The sequence below is a fragment of the Bradyrhizobium sp. Ken01 genome, from assembly GCF_055807355.1.
This window is the reverse complement of sequence record NZ_JBVVPC010000024.1, coordinates 25,376-42,504: the sequence shown is the minus strand read 5'-3', so window position 1 is coordinate 42,504 and position 17,129 is coordinate 25,376. Positions and strand designations below refer to the sequence as shown.

17 protein-coding genes are annotated in these 17,129 nt (G+C 63.5%); 8 read left to right on the top strand and 9 right to left on the bottom strand.

Annotated elements, in window-relative coordinates; translation table 11 throughout:
- The first annotated feature begins 145 nt into the window (after positions 1-145).
- On the top strand, positions 146-1,213 hold the full coding sequence (locus AC0L3S_RS22270; protein ID WP_473263492.1) for an alcohol dehydrogenase: 1,068 nt from the start codon (positions 146-148) through the stop codon (positions 1,211-1,213).
- A gap of 135 nt (positions 1,214-1,348) precedes the next feature.
- Entirely contained in the window at positions 1,349-2,428 is a 1,080-nt protein-coding gene (locus AC0L3S_RS22265) for an isocitrate/isopropylmalate dehydrogenase family protein (RefSeq protein ID WP_473263493.1), read from the top strand.
- A gap of 33 nt (positions 2,429-2,461) precedes the next feature.
- Here the strand turns inward: AC0L3S_RS22265 and AC0L3S_RS22260 are convergent, their stop codons facing one another.
- The 5 genes from AC0L3S_RS22260 to AC0L3S_RS22240 form a co-directional block, all read right to left on the bottom strand.
- Positions 2,462-2,746 carry a hypothetical protein gene (locus AC0L3S_RS22260; RefSeq protein ID WP_473281259.1) on the bottom strand — a complete coding sequence of 95 codons (285 nt, stop codon included), beginning with the start codon at positions 2,744-2,746 and terminating at the stop codon, positions 2,462-2,464.
- 189 nt (positions 2,747-2,935) lie between these two features.
- Entirely contained in the window at positions 2,936-3,757 is an 822-nt protein-coding gene (locus AC0L3S_RS22255; RefSeq protein WP_473281257.1) for an enoyl-CoA hydratase, read from the bottom strand.
- A gap of 111 nt (positions 3,758-3,868) precedes the next feature.
- Complete coding sequence (locus tag AC0L3S_RS22250) at positions 3,869-5,218, bottom strand: L,D-transpeptidase family protein (RefSeq protein WP_473281255.1); 1,350 nt, start codon at positions 5,216-5,218, stop codon at positions 3,869-3,871.
- 371 nt (positions 5,219-5,589) lie between these two features.
- Positions 5,590-5,961 carry a helix-turn-helix domain-containing protein gene (locus AC0L3S_RS22245; protein ID WP_211382658.1) on the bottom strand — a complete coding sequence of 124 codons (372 nt, stop codon included), beginning with the start codon at positions 5,959-5,961 and terminating at the stop codon, positions 5,590-5,592.
- 29 nt (positions 5,962-5,990) lie between these two features.
- Positions 5,991-7,037, bottom strand: a complete 1,047-nt coding sequence (locus AC0L3S_RS22240; protein WP_473263498.1) for a LysR family transcriptional regulator — start codon at positions 7,035-7,037, stop codon at positions 5,991-5,993.
- Between the two features lie 515 nt (positions 7,038-7,552).
- Between AC0L3S_RS22240 and AC0L3S_RS22235 the strand changes: the two genes are divergently transcribed.
- Both AC0L3S_RS22235 and AC0L3S_RS22230 read left to right on the top strand, forming a co-directional pair.
- Positions 7,553-7,819 (top strand): hypothetical protein, encoded by a 267-nt coding sequence (locus AC0L3S_RS22235; RefSeq protein ID WP_007593979.1) that lies wholly within the window; start codon positions 7,553-7,555, stop codon positions 7,817-7,819.
- A gap of 206 nt (positions 7,820-8,025) precedes the next feature.
- The gene (locus AC0L3S_RS22230; protein ID WP_473263499.1) at positions 8,026-8,757 is read left to right on the top strand and encodes a cytochrome c biogenesis CcdA family protein; all 732 of its coding nucleotides are present in this window, start codon (positions 8,026-8,028) and stop codon (positions 8,755-8,757) included.
- On the opposite strand, the gene AC0L3S_RS22225 is transcribed toward AC0L3S_RS22230, so the two are convergent.
- From AC0L3S_RS22225 to AC0L3S_RS22215, 3 genes are all read right to left on the bottom strand, one after another.
- Positions 8,754-9,890: a mandelate racemase/muconate lactonizing enzyme family protein gene (locus tag AC0L3S_RS22225; protein ID WP_473281253.1), complete on the bottom strand. Its 1,137-nt coding sequence runs from the start codon at positions 9,888-9,890 to the stop codon at positions 8,754-8,756. The two genes, AC0L3S_RS22230 and AC0L3S_RS22225, sit on opposite strands and share 4 nt — an antisense overlap.
- Before the next feature lie 13 nt (positions 9,891-9,903).
- Positions 9,904-11,361 carry a sensor histidine kinase gene (locus tag AC0L3S_RS22220; protein WP_473281343.1) on the bottom strand — a complete coding sequence of 486 codons (1,458 nt, stop codon included), beginning with the start codon at positions 11,359-11,361 and terminating at the stop codon, positions 9,904-9,906.
- Between the two features lie 348 nt (positions 11,362-11,709).
- Entirely contained in the window at positions 11,710-12,054 is a 345-nt protein-coding gene (locus AC0L3S_RS22215) for a DUF1236 domain-containing protein (protein WP_473263501.1), read from the bottom strand.
- 138 nt (positions 12,055-12,192) lie between these two features.
- On the opposite strand from AC0L3S_RS22215, the gene AC0L3S_RS22210 reads away from it, so the two are divergent.
- From AC0L3S_RS22210 to AC0L3S_RS22195, 4 genes are all read left to right on the top strand, one after another.
- Entirely contained in the window at positions 12,193-12,426 is a 234-nt protein-coding gene (locus AC0L3S_RS22210) for a hypothetical protein (RefSeq protein WP_007607722.1), read from the top strand.
- A gap of 377 nt (positions 12,427-12,803) precedes the next feature.
- The gene (locus tag AC0L3S_RS22205; RefSeq protein ID WP_473281251.1) at positions 12,804-13,802 is read left to right on the top strand and encodes a TRAP transporter substrate-binding protein; all 999 of its coding nucleotides are present in this window, start codon (positions 12,804-12,806) and stop codon (positions 13,800-13,802) included.
- An 84-nt stretch (positions 13,803-13,886) separates the two neighbouring features.
- Positions 13,887-14,402, top strand: a complete 516-nt coding sequence (locus AC0L3S_RS22200; RefSeq protein ID WP_473263503.1) for a TRAP transporter small permease — start codon at positions 13,887-13,889, stop codon at positions 14,400-14,402.
- Complete coding sequence (locus AC0L3S_RS22195; protein ID WP_473281249.1) at positions 14,399-15,718, top strand: TRAP transporter large permease; 1,320 nt, start codon at positions 14,399-14,401, stop codon at positions 15,716-15,718. Before AC0L3S_RS22200 ends, AC0L3S_RS22195 begins: the two co-directional genes overlap by 4 nt.
- A 49-nt stretch (positions 15,719-15,767) precedes the next feature.
- Here AC0L3S_RS22195 and AC0L3S_RS22190 read toward each other — a convergent pair whose 3' ends face one another.
- Positions 15,768-17,042: a serine hydrolase domain-containing protein gene (locus AC0L3S_RS22190; RefSeq protein WP_473281247.1), complete on the bottom strand. Its 1,275-nt coding sequence runs from the start codon at positions 17,040-17,042 to the stop codon at positions 15,768-15,770.
- Positions 17,043-17,129 lie beyond the last annotated feature (87 nt).

The following is a 17,129-nucleotide window of genomic DNA, read 5'->3' as shown; positions in this document are numbered from 1 at the left end:
ATACCACGCTGCGGCAAGCAATGCGGCCGTGCGCGTGGCCGGCTTGCCATCATCCGTCAGCTTAAACTAGACAGGTCCAAGTTTGTCTCGTCCTGCCGCCCATGCGATGGTGGCGGCGACAAGAAAAGTATCCGGGAGGACGCCGATGAAAAGTTTCAAGGTCGCCGATTTCAAGGCGCCGCTGCAGGAGTTCGACGAGGCAACGCCGCAGCCGTCCGGCACGCAGGTGCTGATCAAGGTGAAGGCCGCCGGCGTCTGCCATAGCGACCTCCACATCTGGGAAGGCGGCTACGATCTCGGCCACGGCCGCAAGCCGCTCTCGCTGAAGGACCGCGGCATCAATTTGCCGCTGACAATGGGGCACGAGACGGTCGGCGAGGTCCTCGCCTTCGGCCCGGACGTGACGTCGTCGGACCAGGGCGACGTGAAGATCGGCGATGTCGGGCTGGTCTATCCCTGGATCGGTTGCGGCAAATGCCCCACCTGTCTCGCCGGTGATGAGAACATGTGCCTGACGCCGCGCTCGCTCGGCGTCTATTGCGACGGTGGTTATTCCGACCACATGCTGGTGCCGCATCCGCGGTATTTGCTCAATCTCAAAGGCCTCGATCCCGCGTCGGCTGCACCCTACGCCTGCTCGGGCGTCACGACCTACAGCGCGCTGAAGAAGCTCGAGCAGCACTTCGACACGCCGATCGTGATGTTCGGTGCCGGCGGACTTGGCCTGATGGCGCTGTCGCTGCTCAAGGCGATGGGCGGCAAGGGCGCGATCATGGTCGACATCGACGCGAAGAAGCGCGAAGCCGCGGAGCAAGCGGGCGCGCTCGCGACCGTCGATCCCAAGGCGTCGGACGCGCTGGAGCAGCTTGCCAAGAAAGCCGGTGGTCCCATCCGCGCCGTGCTCGATCTCGTCGGCAACGCCGCCACCACGCAACTCGGCTTCGACTGCCTGACCAAGGGCGGCAAGCTCGTCATCGTCGGCCTGTTCGGCGGCGGTGCGACCTGGGCTCTGCCGCTGATTCCGATAAAGGCGGTGACGATCCAGGGCAGCTATGTCGGCAATTTGCGCGAGACGCAGGAGCTGCTCGACCTGGTGCGAGCGAAGAACATAGCGCCGATCCCCGTGACGCGGCAGCCGCTCGCGAAGGCCAACGACGCGCTGGTGCAGTTGCAGCAGGGCGCGGTGGTTGGTCGCACGGTGCTGACGCCGTAACAAGCGCTCCACCCTCCGTCATTGCGAGCGTAGCGAAGCAATCCAGAAATCCCTCCGCGGACGCAGTCTGGATTGCTTCGTCGCAAGAGCTCCTCGCAATGACGAGGCCACACCTTTCGTCATTTAGGAACTCCCATGTCCGCAAATAACGCCTTCCACATTGCCGTGCTCGCCGGTGACGGTATCGGTCCCGAAGTCATGGCGCCGGCCATCGAAGTCCTGCGCAAGATCGAGACGAAATCCGGCTTGAGCTTCCGCTTCACCGAGGCGCCGGCGGGCGCCAACCATTATCTCGCCACCGGCAAGTCGATGCCTGATACCACCGTCAAGCTGTGCGAGGAGGCGGATGCGATCCTGCTCGGCGCCTGCGGTCTGCCGTCGGTGCGCTACCCTGACAATACCGAGATCGCGCCGCAGATCGAGCTGCGCTTCATCTTCGATCTCTATGCCGGTGTGCGCCCGGCGCGGCTCATTCCGGGCGTGCCGAGCCCGATCGTCGGCGCCGACCAGCGCGGCATCGATCTGGTCGTGATCAGGGAGTCCACCGAAGGCCTGTTCGCCTCGATGGGCAAGGGCATCGTCACCCATGAGGAGGCGCGCGAGACCATGGTGATCACGCGCAAGACGTCCGAGCGCCTGTTCGAGTTCTCGTTTCGCCTCGCCGAGCGGCGCAAGGCGCGCGGCAAGCCCGGTGCGCTGGCCTGCGTCGACAAGGCGAACGTGTTCAAGGCCTTTGCGTTCTTCCGCGGTATCTTCGACGAGATTGCCAAGCGTCATCCGGAGGTGAAGACCGACCGGCTCTATGTCGATGCCTGCTCGGCGATGCTGGTGAAGCGTCCCTGGGATTTCGACGTGATGGTGATGGAGAACATGTTCGGCGACATCGTCTCCGACATCACCGCGAGCCTGATCGGCGGCCTCGGCATGGCGCCGTCGGCCGACATCGGCGACAAATACGCGGTGTTCCAGCCGTGCCACGGCACCGCGCCCGACATCATGGGGCAGGGCAAAGCCAATCCCACCGGGATGATCCTGTCGGCGGCGATGATGCTGGACTGGCTCGCCGACAAGCACGGCGTCGAGGGCGCGGCCGAGGCCGGCGAGACCATCGAGCGTGCGGTGGACAAGGTCTATGCCGGCGGCCTCAAGCCGATGGAATTCGGTGGCAGCAACGGCACGGCTGACATTACGAAGGCGGTGCTCGCGGCGCTGTAGTCAAGGAAGAGGGGCCTCGCGGCCCCTCGCAGTTCACCAGCGACGCCAGTGGTGGCGGTGGCCCCAGCCCCACGGACGTGGGCCGTAGAAGCGTCGCGGGCCGCCGTAAAAGCCGTAGGCGCCATAATAGTTCGGACGCCAGAAGCAGCGACCCCAGGGGTTGCAGACCCAGCGCACCTGATCGACGTTGGCTGCCGGGCCGCTCGCGATACGGTCGGTCTGCGGAATGCCGTTCGGCATCGCTGCGAGTGCCTGTCCTGACATGAGCGCTGCGCCGCCCAGGGCAGCCAGACCAACAACAGCAAATTTCAGTTTCATCGCAATCTCCCTCTTTTGATGGCGAGAGAACTTCCAGCAAATCAGCTGGTTGCTATGGTGTTGCAGGGGCGTGGGAATTTAATCTTCCTGAATGCATGTTCACGTTGGCTGCCGTCATCGCGAAGAGCCAGGCGACGAAGCAGGCAGAGGCACTCTGGATTGTTTTCATTTTGCTCGCTGACGACGGAATCACCGTCCCTGGAACTGCGGCTTGCGCTTTTCCATGAAAGCCTGCCGGCCCTCGCGAAAATCCACGCTGTCCATGCAGGCGTTGCCGATCGCCTTGATCGCGTCCATGTCGCGCGCGCTTTCGTCCTTCAGCACTTGCGCGATGGTGAGCTTGGCGGCCTTGATCGCGAGCGGCGCATTTTGCGAGATCGTCTCGGCGATCCCCATGGTCTCGCCCCAGAGCTGATCCTCGGGAACCACGCGCTCGACCAACCCGATGCGCAGCGCTTCGGTGGAATCGATGCGCATGCCCGTGTACATCAGGAGCCGGGCCCAGGACGGTCCGACCAGCGACACCAGGTGCTTCAATCCATCATATCCGTAGGCGATGCCGAGCTTCGCCGCGGGAATGCCGAACTGGCTGCCATGGGAGGCGATGCGGATGTCGGCGAGCATCGCCACCTGCATGCCGCCGCCGAGGCAAAAGCCCTGGATACAGGCAATGGTCGGCTTGGGATAATCGGCAAGCAGCGCGCGCTGGGCGGCGCTGCGTTTGCCATATTCCTCGGAAGCGGCCGCGTTGTGGCGCGTCTTCTCGAACTGGCTGATGTCGGCGCCGGACACGAAGGCCTTGCCGCCGGCGCCGCGCAGGATCACCACGCGCACGGCAGCGTCATCGCGTAAGGCTGTCAGCGCCTCGCCAAATCCCTCCCACATCTCCAGCGACATCGCGTTGCGCTTGTCGGGATTGTTGAATGTGATAACGCCGACGCCACCGGCTGTGTGCTTGAGGATCTTGCCGTCGGCGTAGGGAATTTCGGTCGTGCTTGATATGTCGGACATCGCGCTCGCTTTCGTTGGCGAGGCGCAATGTTCGGCCGGGGCGAGGCCAGGGTCAACCGCGACAACGGACGTGGCTTTGCAGCCGCCTGTGCCGCGATTGCATGGCGCGACCTATCTCGTCATATGCGCGGTCAGCGGATGGCTGCCGGCATTGCTGAAGAAGGCCGCCTCTTCGGCGGTCGCCTCCAGCAGCTGCTCGTCCTGGCTATAGACGTCGTTGCGGAACTGGACGGTCTGGTCTTTGGTCATCCATGCGGTGAGATAGATCCAGGCCACCGGCACTTTCTTCACCATGGCGACGTCGAGATGCTGGCCGCTGGCGATTTCTGCGTCGATCGCGGCGCGGCTCCATTTCGGCTGGTCCTTCAACAGCCAGGCGGCGAGATCGCGCACATTGTCGACGCGCGAGCAGCCATGGGAATCGAAGCGGTAATCATCGCTGAACAGATTGCGCTGGTTGGTGTCGTGCATGTAGACCGAATAGGAATTCGGCATGTCGATCTTGACCGCGCCGAGCGCGTTGAACGTGCCGTTGTGCTGGCGCACGGTGAAATTCGGCGTGTGCGTGCCCGACCAGTCGACTGAATTCGGGTCGATCGGATTGTCGTGGGCGTCGAGCACCTCCATGTGCATGCGCGACAGATAGGTGGGATCCTTGCGCATATGCGCGGAGATCTCGGTCTTGGCGATTGAGGAGGGCACCGTCCAGGTCGGATTGAGGACGACGCTGCTGATCTGGGCCGTCAGCGTCGGCGAGGGCTTTTCGGTCTTGCCGACGATCACGCGATAACGCCGCACCACGACGTCGTTCTCGACCGCTTCGGCGAAGGCGGCGGGAATGTTGACCACGACATAGCGCTGGCCGAAGCCGAAATTCATGTTCTCGAGCCGCTGCAGCGAAGCTTCCAACTGTCGGATGCGCTTCTGGACCGGCACGTTCATCGCCGCGATCGTACGCGGGGTCATCGTTCCGGTCGGCGCGAGGCCGTGGCGGGCCTGGAAGCGTTTCACGGCGTCGGCAAGATCCTGGTCGAAGGCGCCGCTCGCCTTGTCGGCGGAAAGATCGCCGGAGACGACCAGCCGCTTGCGCAGGAGATCGTCATTGGCGCCCTGGGCGCCGGGCGCGAATTTGGCGTCTGCCGGGATCGCCGGCCAGCCACCGCGCACGGCGAGATCGGAATAGCTCAGCGCCGCATCCTTGATGCGCTGGGCGGAGCCTTCGTCATAGGTCGGCTCGTGCGTCAGCGCGAGCGCCGCGGCCGAGCGGCTCTCTGCCGTCGAAGCGGACACCGGCGCAGCAGTTTTCGGTGCGGCTGCGTGGGCCGGATTGGCGGTGGCCGGCACCGTGCCAGCCGCAGTCGCCGGCTTGGACCCGGCCTGTCCAATGGTCTCGGTCTGTGCAAGCGCGGAGGCGCTCGCAAGCATGCCGACAGCAATGATCATCGCATGGCGTTTCGACATGTGTCCCATCTTCCCCTGAGAGCGAGGCCCGGACAGGCGCTCGCGTCGGCAATTCCGGTCGTCGTGCTGATTCGAGAAATCGGCGGCAGGCTAGCGCCTCCCGGTTGCGGGACCCTTAAGCACGGCGCATCGCGAGCCCCGCACGTCGGACGGCGGTCTCTGGATTGGGTCGCGACAGGGCCGGAATGGGTTCGCGAAAACGCGGGCGACGGCGGAAAAAATGGACAACAAAAAGGGGCGGTCATGCCGCCCCGAGAAGTCCGCGCGAGCGCGCGGGCCGGATATATCTCGTCCGGGTCTCGTCCAATCCAGCCGCGCCCCGTGACGCGGCGGATTGAACATCGGGCGGAAAGGCGCGAACGCCGATCGGCTCAGGCTTCGTTCGCTGCGATCGATTCCATCAGCGAGACGAGCTGACGCTGCACCGTCTGGTCCTTGATCTTGCTGTAGGCGCGCAGCAGGCGGAGGCTGAAGGCCGAGTCCAGGAAGAGCAGGCTCTCGACTTCACGCGCCTTGTTGTCGCCGTCATAGAAGAAGGTCACGGGCACGTCGAGCGAGGTGGCGATCTGCTGAAGCCGAGCCGCGCCGACGCGATTGACGCCCTTCTCGTATTTCTGAACCTGCTGGAAGCTGACGCCGAGCTTCTCGCCGAGCTCGGCCTGCGAGATCTTCATCTCGACGCGCCGCAAACGGATGCGTTTGCCCAGCTCAATGTCCGGCTTGCCGGCACTGCGCTGCTTCATTCTCTTCGCCGCTGTCTTCATCTTTTTTCTCATCGGTCTTCGGTTGAAAACCCCCCGAAGAGCTGGGTCAGGGGTTCGCCCATATACTCGTCCTTGAATTCATGCGGGTGCACGAACTCTTCCTTAAACCACGGGAAACGCGCCGGATTGAAGGCTTCGATCAGCCAGTCAATCATGTGCCGCACTCTCGGGATCCGGCCGCTACCAGGATGGTAGGACAACCAGATATCCAGCGGTCTGTTCAGCTCGACCTCCAGTGGAATCAACTTCCCGCCAAGCGCAATGGCGTAGCTCGGGAACACGCCTATTCCGGCGCCATTCGCGACCGCCCAGTAGTTGGCGCTCGAGACGTTGGTCTTCATGACCAGAAGGTCACGTTCCGGAACGCCGGGGAAGAAGCTCTCGAAAGTTTGCTTGGCGGCGAGCTGGTCGGCGAACTGCAGCACCAGGCGGTGCTTGATCAACTCCGCTGCCGAGCGCGGCGCGCCATGCTTCGAAATGTATTTCTCGGAGGCCCAGAACATCAGATGCATGCGGCCGAGCCGCACCAGCTTGACGTCGAGCGCCGAAGGCCGCGACAGGTGAATGGCGACGTCGGCCTCGTGGCGGGAGACGTCGGCCGAACGCATCGCGCAATGCAGATCGACCAGGATCTTCGGATAGGTCTGCTGGAATTCGACCAGCCGGGGGGCGAGCCAGAATGTGCCCAGTCCCTCGGTCACGGCGACGCGGACCTCGCCGGACAGGGCATTTGCCGTCGAATCGCTGGTGCGCAGCACGTCGAAGGCAGCTGCCTCCATTTGCTCGACGGCGGAGACCACCAGCGCGCCTTCGTCGGTCAGACGGGTACCGTGGACGTCGCGGGTGAACAGGGTGGTGCCGGTCTGGCGTTCGAAATCATCGATCCGGCGGCGGACGGCGTTGATCGACAGCGACAGACGCTCGGCCGCCGAGCGGAAACTTCCGCATCGGACAACTTCCAGGAAAATGCGCGCTGCATCCCAGTCCGACAGGCCGCTGATGTTTGTCTTTGGGCGTTCCTCCAGAGGAACGCCCCTTTCCGCCAAGGAGTGCATACAAGTCCCTTCGGGTCGCTAAACTGGCAGAATCTGGGGCAAACCACAACCACGGCGGGTTGGGGAACGACGAGTTTTGAACGTCATCCTTACTACGCCGAAGGTGGTATTCGGGTGCTGCCAGCGCTGGAACAAGGCTGGGAAACGGGCAAATCATCGCCCGTATGAGGGGTGTGGCGTGAGTTCCGTTGTGAGCCGTGACATGGCTACGGGATCGTCGGCGCTGTCCGCAATGAACGTCCTTGCGCGAGAGCCGGTGCTGTCTTCCGCGATGGATCAATTGCAGCACGCCAGGCGTTTTACGACTGAGCTTTTTACGATCGGGCGCTTTACTCCTGAGCGTTTGGACGGCTGGCGGCGCGACGCGATACGCGCCGGAACCGCGGTTTCAAGGCAGAAACACACTGAAATCATGTTCGGGGGCGCAGCGGCCTCGTGTTATCCTCGATGCTTCATGGGGGCCAAAGAGGTCGTCACAATCACGTCTCACAGGCCGAATTAGCGGAAAGAACGCCGTGTCGCATTCAGACGAACAGTTGCAGTCGGTGCTGGAAACGCTCGAAGAGTGCCGCAGGGTGCTGAACGAGAGCAACAGCCGCGAGTCGGCCGAGCTGCTGTCCATTGTCATCCTGGACGTGAGGATGAAACTCAAAGGAATTGACAGTGCCGATCTCAAGGCACTGTGCGACGAAATGCTGCGGACCGCCACGAACGAACCGCAGCCCCCCTCCAAGCAGACGCAGGACCAGCCCCGGCGTCCGCTGCTCCGCGTGGTGAAGTAGCCGCGCCGCCGAGTTTCGCTTTTTGGCGAGATTTGTGCGTGTCCCGGTGCCGCATCTGTGATCACAGACGGCATCGGGAGGAGCCCTGGTTTTGTGCGCCTCTGTTGCGCATTCGCTGACATCGGCTACACCAGAGCCGGTTCGGCTCCGGGCCGCGCGCATTCCCCGCGCGCCGCACCGGCGCCTGAGATGGCTCCGACTGCATCATGCAAAATGTTTCGATCCCGGCGGCTCTGATTGCGGGCCTCGTCAGCTTCCTCTCCCCTTGCGTCCTGCCGCTGGTCCCGCCCTACCTGATCTATCTGACGGGCGCGACGATCGAGCATGTCGAAAGCGAAGAGCCCGCATCGGCCTCCAAACGCGCGATCATGATGTCGGCGCTCCTGTTCGTGCTCGGCTTCTCCACGGTATTCGTGGCGCTCGGCGCCAGCGCCTCGCTGATCGGCGGGCTGATCCGCGCCTGGTCGGCCGAACTCTCGATCCTCGCCGGCATCGTCATCATCGTCATGGGCCTCCACTTCCTCGGCCTGACGCGCATCGGCCTGTTGATGCGCGAGGGACGCTTGACCGCGCCCAAGCCGGTCGGCCTCTGGGGCGCTTATGTGATGGGGCTGGCCTTTGCCTTTGGCTGGACGCCCTGCATCGGTCCGATCCTCGCCGCGATCCTCTCGGTCGCCGCGGCCGAAGCGACGGTGACCAGGGGCGCCGGCCTGCTCGCGGTCTATTCGGCCGGCCTCGGCATTCCCTTCCTGATCGCCGCCCTCATGATCGAGCAGTTTTCCACCCTGTTCGCGCGCATGAAGGGCCATCTCGTCAATGTCGAGCGCGCCATGGGCGTTCTGATGGTGATCACCGGCATTGGATTTCTCACCGGCGCGGTCTCGAATGTGAGCATCTGGCTGCTCGAGACGTTCCCGGCGTTGCAGACGATCGGTTAGGCGTCCGCCGCAAACCGCGCCAGCGCCTCGCGGTCGATCTCGATGCCGAGGCCCGGCCCCTCGGGCACCCGCACGACGCCTCTCTCATGCTCGATCGGCTCCTTCAAAATCGCCTGCCGGATCGGATGTTCGGTGCGGTCGAACTCGAGCATCGGGTCGAGCGGGGCCAGCGAGGTCGGCGTGTGCGAGGGCAGCACGGCGAGGAGCTGGAGCGAGGCGGCGATCGCAATCCCGGTGCCCCAGACGTGCGGATTGTAGCGGATGCCGAACGCCTCGCTCATGTCGGCGATCTTCTTGCATTCGGAAAGACCACCTGCCGCGCAGGTGTCGGGCTGGGCGATGTCGAGCGCATGCGAGACGAACAGCTCACGGAAGCCGAAGCGCGTGAATTCGCACTCGCCGCCGGCGACCGGAATCGTGAGCGCGGATTTCACCGCACGGTAGCCCGCGACATCCTCCGGCGGCACCGGCTCCTCGAACCATCCGATGTCATGGCGCTCGATCAGGCGGCCGAGCCGGATCGCCGCTACAGCGTCATAGGCGTGGTTCGCATCGACCATCAGCGCGACATCGGGGCCGATCGCCTCGCGCACCGCGCGGGTGACTGCGGCATCCTCCGCGATGCCGAAACCGACCTTCAGCTTCACGGCGCGGAATCCCTCGGCGGCATAACCGGCCGCTTCTTCCGGCAGATATTCGAGCGGATCGCCTGACTTGCGCCGGTAGAGACCGGTCGCATAGGCCGCAACCTGCTTGCGCGCGGCGCCGCCGAGCAGCTGGTGCACGGGTACGCCAAAATGCTTGCCCTTGATGTCCCATAGCGCGATGTCGATGCCGCTCATCCCCTGGATCACGACGCCCTTCTGGCCGTGATCGCGCAAGCGCGCGTAGACCATCTGCCACAAGACGTCGGTGCGCAACGGATCCTCGCCGATCAGCCACGGCGCGATACTCTGCACCACCGCGGCCGTGATACGTGCCGGCCCGTAGCATTCGCCCCAGCCGACAAGGCCGTTATCGGTCTCGATTTCGACCAGCATCGCGGTGCGCGTGTCGTACCAGGCGCGCGAATAGGCGAAGGGCTGCGACAGCTTTGCTTCGAGAATGTGCGTGCGAACCCTTGTGATCTTCATTGCCGGCCTCCGTTCATCGCGCCTCGTCCAGCGCGCAAATCACCGTGCAGACCACGCCGCGCGGCAGGAAGTCGACCGTTGCCTCGCCGCCGAGCTGGTCGCGCGCGCTGCGCTCGATCAGGCGTGAGCCGAAGCCGCGTTGCACCGGCGCCGTCACCGGCGGTCCGCCGATCTCGGTCCAGATCAGGCGCAGCCGCGGCTTCGGCGCGTCGGCGATGACCCCCCACTCGAGCGTCACCCGGCCGGTCTCGTTGGACAGGGCGCCGTATTTCGCAGCGTTGGTGGCGATCTCGTGCACGATCATCGACAGCACCACGGCGAGCCGCGGCGACAGCGGCACCGCGGCTCCGGCCATGCGGATGCGCTCTGGATTGTTCAGCAGGAACGGCTGGAGCGCGCGGGCGATCACGTCCCGCAGCTCGGAGCCCGCCCATTTCTCCTGGCTCAACAAATTATGCGCCTCGGCCAGCGCGCCGAGCCGACCCTCGAATTTTGCCCGCTCGTCCCGGCTGGCGCTGCGGAAGGTCTGCACCGCGATTGCCTGCATCAAGGCGAGCGTGTTCTTGACGCGATGGTTGAGCTCATCGATCAGGAGATCGTGCAGCATCTCGCCGCGCGCGATCGTGGTTGCCATCCTGACCGCGAAGGTCAGACCGGTCAGCAGCAGGATGCCGCCGATCAGGCTGGTGATCGCGATGTTGCGCCAGAGCGGAGCGATCAGCGAGCTCTCGGCGACGCCGGCCACGATGGTCCAGCCGGTCAGCCGCGACCTCGTATAGACGGTGGACAACGCGACGCCGTCGAGTGAAACGGTCGAGAGTGCGGCCTCCGGCGTGCGCAACATACTCTCATATAGTGCGCCGGTAGCCCGTTTGCCGAAGATCTCCGTAGGGTTCGGCGTGCGCGCGAACACGATGGCCTTGGTGTCGAGCAGGGAAACCGTCCAATCCCGGTCGGGCCGTTGCTTCTCGACCAAATCCTGAAAGATGCTGACCGGCGGGCTGAAGCAGAGGTCGTAGATCACTTCGCCGTCGCGGACCACCGGAACTTCGACCGTGAGCACCGGCCGCCCGTTGATCGCGCCGGTGAACAGATCGGAATATTGCGGTGACCTGGTCGCAAACACCTTCTCGATGATCTCCAGATGACCGCGTGGCGCCAGGCTTGCGGTGTCCTCGGTCGCGGAGGAGAACAGCGGTCGGCCCTTGCGATCGGAGATTAGCACCAGGCCGCCCTTGCCGTACTGATCGACGAAGCCGAGGGCGATGCGCCGAAAATTCTGGAAGTCGTCGTCGCGCAGCGAATTTGTCAGCGCAAGCACTTGCAGGCCGCCGGTCATCCGCTGCACCTCGGAGTCCAGCACGAGGCGCATGCTGCGCACGTTCTCCAGCACGCGGCGGGTCGCGTCGTTGCGGTCCTGCTTGTAATTGTAGACGGCAATCCCGACCGCGAAGACGATCAGCGGCAACATCGTTCCCGTCACCAGAAGAGCGAGCCGGACCGGCAGGGTGAGCTTTGACAAACGCAGGCGTCCCGGTTCCAGCGCAGGGGAGCGCCGGATTTATGATTTTGGGAGACCATAGGGGCGGGACTTGCGCTGCGCCATAATTTTTCGCGTCCGGACGAGCCGCCCAGGGACGAGATTTTGCAGTGCCGTCCGCGGCGCCGCCTCAGCTCATGCTGATTGCGGTCAGTAGGAGACACATGGCGTACACGGCCGCCAGGCTGAGCCCGGCGATCCGGGCCTCTCGATGCGATTTCATAATTTCAACTCCCAGAGAGGGCGGCCGCCTTCAAGGCAGCCGCCCCAACACCTGGATCAATCAATTTCCTGGACGACCGTGCGCGAACCGGGATCGACGAGCATCACGCGATCGCCGGAGTAGACGTAGCGATACTTGGTCAGCGACGGACCCCAGTCTGCCGGAACGGCCTCGAGTTCGACGTCGCTCGGCACCGCCGCACCGACAACGATCTTTTCCTTCGTCGTCACCGGGCGGACGCGGTGCTCGGTGACGTAGGATTTGATCTTGGTTCGGTATTGCGGCTCGATCTGAACGGTCGCCGCGTGGCCCGTCCCGGTCGTCGTCACGACGGTCGATTGCGCGAAAGCGCCGGTCGAAATCAGGACCGCGGCGGCCGAAAGCAGGAACAACTTCTTCATCTCGTTCTCCTCGTTTGAATATGCGCCGCAACAACCCCTCATCGCCGACAGCGTTCCCGGCACTGGGAACCAATTGCCGCTTTTTCCCGTTTGTAGCTCACCGGGCTAAACGGCTCGGGTTCTGGAGGAGGACGACTAATGAAGTTGAAGATAGTAACTGCAGCACTGATGCTTGCCGCAATATCCCTGCCGGCGTTCGCCGCCGACGAGTTCTACGTCGTGCAGGACGTCAAGACCAAGAAATGCACGATCGTCGATAAGAAGCCGACTGACACGTCCATGACCGTCGTGAGCCCGTCGGGCACGATATACAAGTCGCGCACCGAGGCTGAAAGCGGCATGAAGACCGTCAAGGTCTGCACGTCCAACTGAGGAGGATGACAAATGCCAGTTCTGATTCTCTGGGCCGTGCCGGCCGTACTGGTGATCGGCGGCGGCATCTATCTGATCGGCCATTTGCATTAAAGCACAGTAGAAGGCGAGCGGGTCTGCGCGTGCAGCGCACAGGTCCGCAAGCCGTCTGCTAGGAGAGGAGGGGGGCGCCCCTCGGCCCGCCACGCGTCGCCAGGAGCGCAAGTTGCAGTGCAGCAGTTCGCGAAAGGGGCGCCCTGCGACGAAGAGGACCTCCCGCGCACACGAAATGACTTCCGTCCCGCCGACGTTTTTCATACGCTTCCCACTCGCAAGCCGCATACCGGCTGCGCTCACGGCCCGGCGACAGGGCCGGAGCATCATAGGGAGGGGAGACGATGAAGCGAAGATCATTTCTCGCTGGGCTCGGCGCGACCACTGCGGCGGCTGCGATTGGCATGCCGTCGATCCTCAGGGCACAGTCGCCGATCACGCTGAACGGCGCGGTCCAGTTCAACGACGACCACGCCTTCAACCGGGCATTGCTCCGGTTCGAAGAGCTGGTGAAGAAGTATTACGGCAAGCCCGTCAACTTCACGCTGCACAGGAACTCCTCGCTCGGCCTCGAAAAGCAGTATTTCGAGTACATGTCGCAGGGCAAAGCCGTCGATTACGGCATCGTCTCGCCGGCTCACATGTCGACCTTCGCCAAGGCGGCCCCGTTCATCGACGCGCCCTTCGTGTTCAAGGGCATCGAACACATGAACAAGGTCGTCGAAGCCAATATCCTGGCGCCGATCGCTGACGAAGTCGCGGCCAAGGCCGAGGTCGTTCTGATCGGCTATTCCGGCGGTGGCATCCGCAACATCTTCGCCAACAAGCCGCTCAAGAATCTTGCCGATCTCAAGGGCCTCAAGGTGCGCGTACAGGGCGCGCCGATCTGGTCCAAGACCTTTGCGGCCGTGGGCATGAGCCCGACGGTGATCGCCTATAACGAAATCTACAACGCGATCCAGAACGGCGTGATAGCGGCCGGGGAGAACGAGGCGGCCGGCGTCGAGGCGATGAAGTTCTACGAAGTGGCCCCGCATCTCAACCTGACCCAGCACGCCGTGTCGATCCGGCCGATCTGTTTCTCGGTGAAGACGCTGAAGACTTTGCCGAAGGAGTTGCAGGACGCGATCATGAAAGCCGGCAAGGAGGCCGGCGACTATGGTCGTCAACTGGAGTCGAGCGAGGAGGTCGTCAAGCTCGACACGCTGGAGAAGGCGGGCAAGCTCAAGCGCGTTCCCTTCGAAGAGCGCGACGCCATGAAGAAGCTCGCCGATCCCGTGATGGCCACCTACGCCAAGGAAATCGGCGCGGAAGGCATTTTCGAGAAGATCAACGTCGTCTGAGAACTGTCGCCGCCCACGCGACAGGACGTCGGGGCAAGCCGGACGGCTTGCCCCATTGCGTGATTGTGATCCCCCGGAGTCGTAATGACCGAAATATCGATGCCACCGAACCCGTCGCCATGGCGCCGAGCAACGGCGGCCTACGCAAAATTGCTGGAAATCCTGCTCGCCGCCTCTGTCGGCATTCTGGTCATTCCGGTCACGTTGCAGATCATCTCGCGCTACACGCCTTTGATTCCGTCCTACATCTGGACCGAAGAGATGGCGCGGTTCATGTTCATCTGGACGATCATGATCGGCGCGATGGTCGGCATCAGGGAGTCGCAGCATTTCGAAGTCGACGTCTGGCCTGACCTGTCACGCCGAAGCGAAGCCATGGTGCGGATTCTCGCGCGGCTCGGCGTGCTGGCGCTGGCGCTGGTGTTCGTATCCGCCGGCATCGAGTTCACCCGCTTTGCCTGGAACAGAACTTCGGAGCTGGCCGATCTGCCGCTTTGGCTGATCCACGTCGCCTGGCCGGTTGCCGGCGTGACCTGGATCGTGTTCGCCGGTGAACAGATTATCGACGAGATGCGGATTCTGGTTGGGGCCAATCAATGAGTGGCAATGTTCTTTCCGCCGGACAGGCCGCGATGGTCCTGTTCGGGACTTTCGTTGGCCTGCTCATCATACGCGTGCCGGTCGCCTTCGCGCTTGGCCTTGCCTGCGTGCCGATCCTGCTGATCGAGCCGCATCTGTCGCTGATGACGCTCGCGCAGGAAACCTTCAACGCCTACAATTCGTTCATCCTGCTGGCAGTACCATTCTTCCTGCTCACCGCCAATTTGATGAGCATCGGCGGCATCACCGACCGGCTGGTCGCGCTGTCCCGCTCGATGGTCGGGCACTGGCCGGGATCGCTGGCGCAGATCAACGTGGTGCTGTCGGTGTTCTTTGCCGGCATCTCCGGATCCTCCACCGCGGACGCGGCGAGCCAGTCCAAGATCTTCATCGATGCCCAGACCAAGGAGGGTTACGACCTCTCGTTCTCCATCGCCATCACCGCGGTCTCGGCCGTGCTCGCCGTCATCATCCCGCCCTCGATCCTGATGATCGTCTGGGGCGGACTGATCTCGACCTCGATCGCCGCGATGTACCTCGCGGGCATCGTGCCGGGCTTGCTGATCGCTGGCGCGCAGATGGCGACAGTGCATGTCTATGCCGTGCGCCGCGGCTATCCAACCTATCCGAAGGACACCTGGAGGGAGATGTGCTGCGCCATCTGGCGCTCGATACCGGCGCTGATGACGCCGTTCATCATTGTCGGCGGCATCCTGCTGGGGTGGTTCACTGCGACCGAATCCGCCTGCGTCGCAGTGCTTTATTCCGTGGCGCTGTCGACATTCTTCTACCGTGAAACCGGCGCGCGCGAACTCTACAAGGCATTGCTCGACACCGGCCGCCTGGCCGGCGTGGCGCTGTTCTGCGTGGGCACCGCGAGCGCGTTCGGCTGGCTACTGGCCTACTACAAGATTCCGCAGGAGCTGCTGGCCAACGTCTCGACCTGGGGCATGGGTGCGATCGGGGCCGGCTTCTTCATTGCGTTCTGCTTTCTGGTGGTGGGCTGCTTCCTCGACGCCATTCCGGCGATCATCATCGTCGGTACCGTTCTCGAACCCCTGGCGAAATCAGTCGACCTCCATCCGGTCCAGTTCGCGATCATTTCCATCATATCGCTGGCCTTCGGGTTGGTGACGCCCCCTTATGGCCTGTGCTTGATGATCGCCTGCTCGATCGCGGGGGTGCGGCTGCGCTATGCCCTGAAGGACACGGTGATCATGCTGATTCCGATGCTGCTCGTGCTGGCGGCCGTCATCGTCTGGCCGAGCGTGTCGCTGTTCCTGCCGCGTCTGATCGTGCCGGAGATGTTGAAATGAGCAGGGGTTGATCCCGCGGCTCTGATGCCGCGGGATCGGTCCATTTATCCTACAGATTGCTCTCGGTGATCGCGGCGTAGACCATGCTGCGCAGCTCGCGCCGGAGCGGGTAGGCGCTCGACGGCAGCACCTGCGTCATGAAGATGGTGATCAGCTCCTCGGCGGGGTCGATCCAGAACGACGTCGTGGCCGCGCCGCCCCAATTGTATTCACCGGGACTGCCGGCGACCAGTGTCTCAGCCGGGCGCACGGTCACGGCGAAGCCGAGGCCGAAGCCAATGCCGTTATAGGTCGCTTCGGAGAACAGCGAGCGGGACACCTCGGGGAGGAAGCGACCGCCCGGAATGTGGTTGGTCGTCATCAGCGCCAGCGTCTTCGGCCCGATCAACCTGACGCCGCCGAGTTCGCCGCCATTGAGCAGCGCACGGCAGAAGGTGAGATAGTCGGCCGTCGTCGAGCACAGCCCGCCGCCACCGGAGATCAAGGACGGCGGCGACAGGAACGAGCTCGTCGTGGGGTCGTCCTGTAATGTCAGTCCCTCGCGCCGCTGACCGGCATGGAAGGTCATGCCGCCACCCGGGTCGGCCGAGTAACAGGCGGCAAATCGGTGGGCCTTGGAAGCCGGCACGTGGAAATCAGTGTCGGACATGCCGAGTGGATCGAGGATGCGTTGCTTCAGGAACTGCTCGAAGGGTATGCCGGAGATCTTGCCAATAAGGTAGCCGAGCACGTCGGTCGAAACCGAGTAGTTCCAGGCCTCGCCCGGCGAGAACTCCAGCGGAATTTTCGCGAGGCTCTCGATCATGGTCTGGAGCGTGCCTGATTTCTCGACCTCGCCGATCTTTTCAGCGCGATAGGCAGCGTCGACGTTCGAACGCTGCTGGAAGCCGTAGGTGAGGCCGGAGGTGTGGCGCAGCAGGTCGACGATCAGCATCGGCCGCGACGGCGGACGGGTCAGGAAGGACGGCGCAGTGCCGGCGACGAACACGCCGAGATCCTTCCATTCCGGAATGTACTTGGCGACGGGCTCGTCGATCGCGACGAGGCCTTGCTCGACCAGCATCATGAAGGCGACGCTGGTGAGCGGCTTGGTCATGGAATAGATGCGGTAGATGGTGTCGTCCTTGACCGGCAGCTTGCGCTCGACGTCGGCAAAACCCTGCACCGAGCTGTGGGCTATCTTGCCACGGCGAAAGACCAGGAGATGCGTGCCTGGGAAGCGGCCGGCATCGATGTACCGGCTCTTCAGATGCGCATCGACGCGGTCGAGCGCGGCCTTGGACATGCCCACGGATTCGGGCGAGGCGGGGGTGGGGGCGAGCATCAGTTCCTCCGGGCAGTTTTGTCCGACGTTGATAGCCGAAAAGGCGGTCTCATTCCAAGCCGGTCGCGCTTAACGCCGGCCGGCTGT